At 66.8% G+C, this 5349-nt stretch carries 3 protein-coding genes and 1 pseudogene; 2 read left to right on the top strand and 2 right to left on the bottom strand.

Annotation, left to right across the window (positions count from 1 at the left end; all coding sequences use genetic code 11):
• Positions 1-868: TonB-dependent receptor plug domain-containing protein (locus RIF93_RS18390; RefSeq protein ID WP_309092902.1), on the bottom strand; the 868-nt coding region annotated here is incomplete at its 3' end.
• Positions 869-1218: 350 nt separating this feature from the next.
• Entirely contained in the window at positions 1219-4053 is a 2835-nt protein-coding gene (locus tag RIF93_RS18385; protein WP_309092901.1) for a TonB-dependent receptor domain-containing protein, read from the bottom strand.
• 258 nt (positions 4054-4311) lie between these two features.
• Between RIF93_RS18385 and queC the strand changes: the two genes are divergently transcribed.
• Together queC and RIF93_RS18375 are read left to right on the top strand one after the other, a co-directional pair.
• Positions 4312-5034: a 7-cyano-7-deazaguanine synthase QueC gene (gene queC / locus RIF93_RS18380; protein WP_309092900.1), complete on the top strand. Its 723-nt coding sequence runs from the start codon at positions 4312-4314 to the stop codon at positions 5032-5034.
• A pseudogene (locus RIF93_RS18375) lies at positions 5031-5349 on the top strand (hypothetical protein); the annotation flags it as partial. The gene queC and the pseudogene RIF93_RS18375, both read left to right, overlap by 4 nt.

The following is a 5349-nucleotide window of genomic DNA, read 5'->3' as shown; positions in this document are numbered from 1 at the left end:
CGAACTGCGGATTGACCTGCAGCTGGCCGATGGGGCCGAAGATGCGGGTGGTGTCGTACGGCGTCGTCAGGTTGGCGAGGCGGTCGCCCACGCCCATGGTGTCGTCCCAGCTCGACCGGTTGTAGCGCACGAAGATGTCGAGCTTCTCGGTCGGCTCGGCCTCCATCATGAACTCGAAGTAGGTGCGCTTGATGGTGCCGCCGTCGTTCGCCGGGCCGATGTTCTTGATGAAGCCGTCGCGCTGGTGGTCCTGGCTGCCGCCGACCTTGAAGCGGAGGTTCTCCGCGACCGGAAGCGACACCACGCCCTCGATGCGCGTGCGGTCATAGTTGCCGTACATCGCGCGGATCTCGCCGCCGAACTCGTCGGACGGGCGCTTCGAGACCTGGTTGATGGCGCCGCCGATGGCGTTGCGGCCGTACAGCGTGCCCTGCGGCCCGCGCAGGATCTCGGTCCGCTCGATGAACAGCGGGGTCTTGAACAGCTCGGACGAGGAGGCCGAGTAGAAGCCGTCCGAATAGGAGGCCACGCCCGGGTCGTTGCCGATGTAGAAGGTGTTGCGGCCGGCGCCGCGCAGGCTGACGCGGTCCGTGCCCGAGTAGTTCATGCCGGGCGTGAAGTTCACGAAGTCCTGGATGCCGGTGATGCCGGCGACGTCGCGTCTCTCGGAGGTGAAGGCCGAGACGGCCACCGGCACGTCCTGCAGCGACTGCTCGCGCTTCTCGGCGGTGACGACCAGTTCCTCGAGGGTCGAGCCGGTGTCGGCGGGCGCGGCGTCCTGCGCCTGGGCGGGCTGGGCCACGGCCGCAAGGGCCAAAGCGGAGACGCCGGCAGCGAGCAGGCTCCGCACGTGAGCGGTTTGAGACATCAAAAGTCCTCCCAGGGCGTACCGGCCGTCGGGCCGCCGCCTCTTGCTTCGAATCGTTTCGGCTTGGGGCGCGGGGAGGCGCCCAAGGGCGCGGACCCTCGGGCGGCGGGGCGGAGAGCGTCAACTGGACGGCGATAAGTTGGGGCGTTCCTGCGACGCTTTTGGCGTGTTGTTGCGGAAATACCGCACTTTCAAATCGACTGATCAAAAGTGAACGCTGATCTTCGGCTCCTGGGTGAGGGCCGGCGGCGGCGACGTACCATGCGCTCAAATTCGTCGGCGTTCGGAAAAAAAGGAAGGGCGGCGGATCGCTCCGCCGCCCTCTTGAGGCGCCTCTGAGACCTGACCGGCTAGAAGCTCTTCGACACCCAGATCCCGTAGGTGCGGGGCTCGGTGTAGAAGACGTTCCGGAACAGGCCGGAGCTGTCGTCGGTCAGGTAGAAGTCGGTGATCGCCGTCTCGTCGGTGGCGTTCTTCATGAAGGCGCCGACCTCGACGCCCATGTCCGGATTGGCGACGGTGAGCGTCAGGTTGACGTTCTCCCAGCCGCGGATGCGGTCGGCGTCGGAGTTGTAGATCCGGGCGAAGGTCTTGGTCTGCTTGTAGTAGTCGCCGCGGAGCGTCGCCTCCCAGTCGCCGAAGTTCATCGTGTACTGGGCGCCGAGCGAGATCGTCCACTTGGGCGCGTTCGGCAGCGCGTTGCCGTCGAGGTCGACCGGGACGCCTTCCGACACGAGGCCGCCAAAGGCGTTCGTGCCGGCCGCGATCGCCCCGGTGCCCAGGATGTTCGTTCCGGCCCCGGCGTTGCTTGTCACTCCGCAAAGACCGGTCGGCGCGATCAACGCGAAGGGATTGTTGATCGAGCTCGACAGGGCGAGCGCCGTCTGTGCGTTGGCGGTCGTAACGACGCAATTGGACGCGGCGCTGGACTTCACCAGCGTCAGCAAGGGGTTCCCCTGCGTACGATTGAAGGTGTCGATGGAGGTGGCGTTCTTGATCTCGGTGTCGAGGTAGCCGATGGCGGCGTTGAAGCGCAGCCCCTCGATCGGTTGCCAGATCCCTTCGAACTCGGCGCCCATGACCTTGGCGTCGATGTTCTCGTTGATCGAGGTCCGGTTGATGATCTTGGAGACCTGGTAGCCCTTGTAGTCGTAGTAGAAGGCGGTGGCGTTGAGTTGCACCGTGCCGCCCGCCAAGGTGTTCTTGGTCCCGATCTCGTACGAGTTGATGAACTCGGGCTCGAAGGTTTCCGAAACAGGCACGACGCCGACGCCGGGGCTGAACGGCGGATTCAGGCCGCCGCCCTTATAGCCCCGCGAGTAGAAGGCGTAGACGAGCGTGTCGTCGGTGAAGCCAAGGTCCGGCTTCCAGTCGAAGCCCAAGCGCCCGGTCGGCTCCTTGAACTTGACCTGCTGGATCTCACGCGGGATCGGCCCGGCGCCTGGCGTGGCGAGCGAGACGGAGTGCGCCAGCACGCGCTTGTCGTCGACGGTGTAGCGCAGGCCGAGCGTCCATTTGAACGTGTCGCTCATCTGCCAGTAGAGCTCGCCGAACGCCGCATACGACATCAGGCGGTAGGGGCCGTAGCTGTCGTAGTAGTTGTGGCCGAGGCGGGTGGGATCGGCGCTGGGGTCGACCGCGATGCAATTGGCGCCGCTGGTGCAGTTCGGATTGCCGGCGAACAGCAGGTTCTGGATCTGAACGTAGCCGGTGCCGGTGTTGAACATCACGTAGTAGTCGCCGGTCGAGTTGTACTTCGTGATGAGTCCGCCGAGGTTGAAGTTGATCGGCCCGTCGAAGTCGGACTGCAGCCGGACCTCGTGGCTCCACTGTTCGGCGTAGCCCGAGGAGATGTCGCTGGTCGTGAAGCGGTTTTGCGGCCCGTTCTGCGGGTCGTTGATCACGCCGCCGGGGAACAGCATGGGATAGATCGCGCTCGCATAGCCGGGCACGGCCGCGAAGGCGTTCACCGGGTTCGGCGTGGTGTTGAACGTCGTGGACGGCAGGTAACGGTTGTAGTCCTGGCGCGTGTAGAGCTTGTTGGTGCTGAAGGCCGACAGCCAGCTCAGCGTCAGCTGCTCGGTGACGTCGAACTCGGCGTTGAACTGGTAGATGTTCGTCTTGGCCTTGTAGATCGGGTCGAAGAGCGACTCGATGTCCCGCACGTCGGTCGTCTGCATCTTGCCGGCGTAGGCATCGCCCGTCTGGAAGCCGCCCAGAGCGCCGAACAGGCCGCCCAGAGTGCCCTGCGAATTGACGGTTCCGAAGGCGCTCGGATCGTACAGCGAGCTGGGCAGGCAGCCCTGATTGAACAGACCGCGCTGGATCTGGGCTACGGGCGGCACGGCCGAGAAGCCGGCGCCGCCGATGTTCGCGGGACCCGGGTCCTTGGTGCAGAGCTGCTTGCCGATGCGCGAGCGGTTGTCGTGCTCCTCGAAGTGGTCGGTGAGCAGCCAGGCGCGGAAGCGGTCGGTGGGATTGAACGACAAGGTCGCGCGGGCGCCCCACAGGTCGCGATCGTCGGCGTCGTTGCCGGTGGCGAGGTTCGTCCCATAGCCGTCGCGCTTCAGGTAGTTGCCGGCGACGCGCAGGGCGAAGACGTCGCCCATCGGCATGTTGACCATGCCGCGCAGCTTGATCGAGTTGTAGTTGCCGTACTCGGCCCGCGCATTGGCCTGGAAGGTGTCGACCGGCTTGGCGGTGATCAGGTTGACGACGCCGCCGGTGGCGTTGCGCCCGTAGAGCGTGCCCTGCGGACCGCGGAGCACTTCGACGCGCTCCATGTCGTAGAATTCGGTCTCGAACAGGTTGTTGGCGATCAGCGGGCTGTTGTTCAGGTGGATGCCGGTGCCGGCGTCGCCCGAGGCGGCGACCAGCTTGGAGCCGATGCCGCGGATCTGGAAGTTGTAGCCGGTGAAGTTCCCCTTGGAGAAGTTCACGTTCGGCACGGCCAGCACGAGGTTCGGGCCGCCGTCGATCTTGGACTTCTCAAGCGCGTTCTGGTCGAAGGCCGAGACGGCGATCGGCACGTCCTGCAGGGCTTCGGCCTGACGCTGGGCCGTGACGACCAGTTCCTCGATGACATTCCCGCCGGTCGTCTGGGCTGAGGCGGAGGTCGCGAAGGCGCAGATCACGCCGAACGACACGCCAGCAGCCAGCAGGCCGCGAAGGCTCGCAGTCTTCATCAATATTCCTCCCAGAGGCGCGGGCTCTTTTTTGGGCCCTTGTCGCCGTTACGCCGCGAAAGGCGCGTTGCGGGGCGAGCGGCGTATCCCCCCGACAACTTGGGTATGAGGCTCGCTCTCGATGACGCGCGTGTCAACGAACGCCACTACGTGCCGCCCCGTCAAATATGTGCGTTCGCTGCTGACTGTGGCGCCGGGGACAACGGAGCTTCCGTAACGTCGCTTCCCCTTGCGGCCCTTCCGGCCCATATGGGGCCGATGACCCACGCCGACGCGGCTCTCGTCCTGTTCTCGGGCGGGCAGGACTCCACCGTCTGCCTCGCGTGGGCGCTTGCGCGCTATGCGCGGGTGGAGACGGTCGGTTTCGACTACGGCCAGCGGCACGCCGTCGAGCTCCAGGCGCGGCAGGCGGTGCGGGCGAGGCTCGCGGCCGAATTCCCGCAGTGGGCGGGGCGGCTGGGACCAGACCACATGCTCGAAATCCGCGGGTTCGGGGCCATCGGCGGCACCGCCATGACCGAGGAACGGGCGTTCGAGATCAGCGAGAAGGGCCTGCCGAACAGCTATGTGCCGGGCCGCAACCTGGTGTTCCTGACCTATGCGGCGGCGCTCGCCGACCGGCGCGGCATCCCGGCCCTGGTGGGCGGCATGTGCGAGACGGACTATTCGGGCTATCCCGACTGCCGGCGCGAGGCGATCGACGCCATGGAGCGGGCGCTGAACCTGGGCATGGCGCAGGACTTCCGGATCGAGACGCCCTTGATGCGGCTGACCAAGGCCGAGACCTGGGCGCTGGCCAAGCAGCTGGGCGGCGAGGCCCTGGTCGCCCTGGTCGTCGAGGACAGCCACACCTGCTACCGCGGCGAGCGCGGGGAGCTGCATGCCTGGGGCCACGGCTGCGGGACCTGCCCGGCCTGCGAGCTGCGGGCGAAAGGCTGGGACGAATGGGCGGCCGGAGGCCGTCCCGAGCTCGCCGCATGAGCTACGCGGTCAAGGAGATCTTCCTCACCCTGCAGGGCGAGGGCGGCCAAGCGGGCCGGCCAGCGGTGTTCTGCCGCTTCGCCGGCTGCAACCTATGGTCCGGCCGCGAGGAGGATCGGGAAAAGGCGGTCTGCACGTTCTGCGACACCGACTTCGTGGGCATGGACGGGCCGGGCGGCGGCCGCTTCGCCGACGCCGAGGCCCTGGCCGCGGCGGTCGAGGCGCAGTGGCGCGGTGGGCGCGAAAACCGCCTGGTGGTGCTGGCCGCGGCGGTCGAGGCGCAGTGGCGCGGTGGGCGCGAAAACCGCCTGGTGG

This window comes from Phenylobacterium sp. (genome assembly GCF_031181185.1).
Lineage (GTDB): Bacteria > Pseudomonadota > Alphaproteobacteria > Caulobacterales > Caulobacteraceae > Phenylobacterium.
The sequence above is the reverse complement of the archived record's forward strand: the minus strand, read 5'-3'. Positions and strand labels throughout refer to the sequence as shown.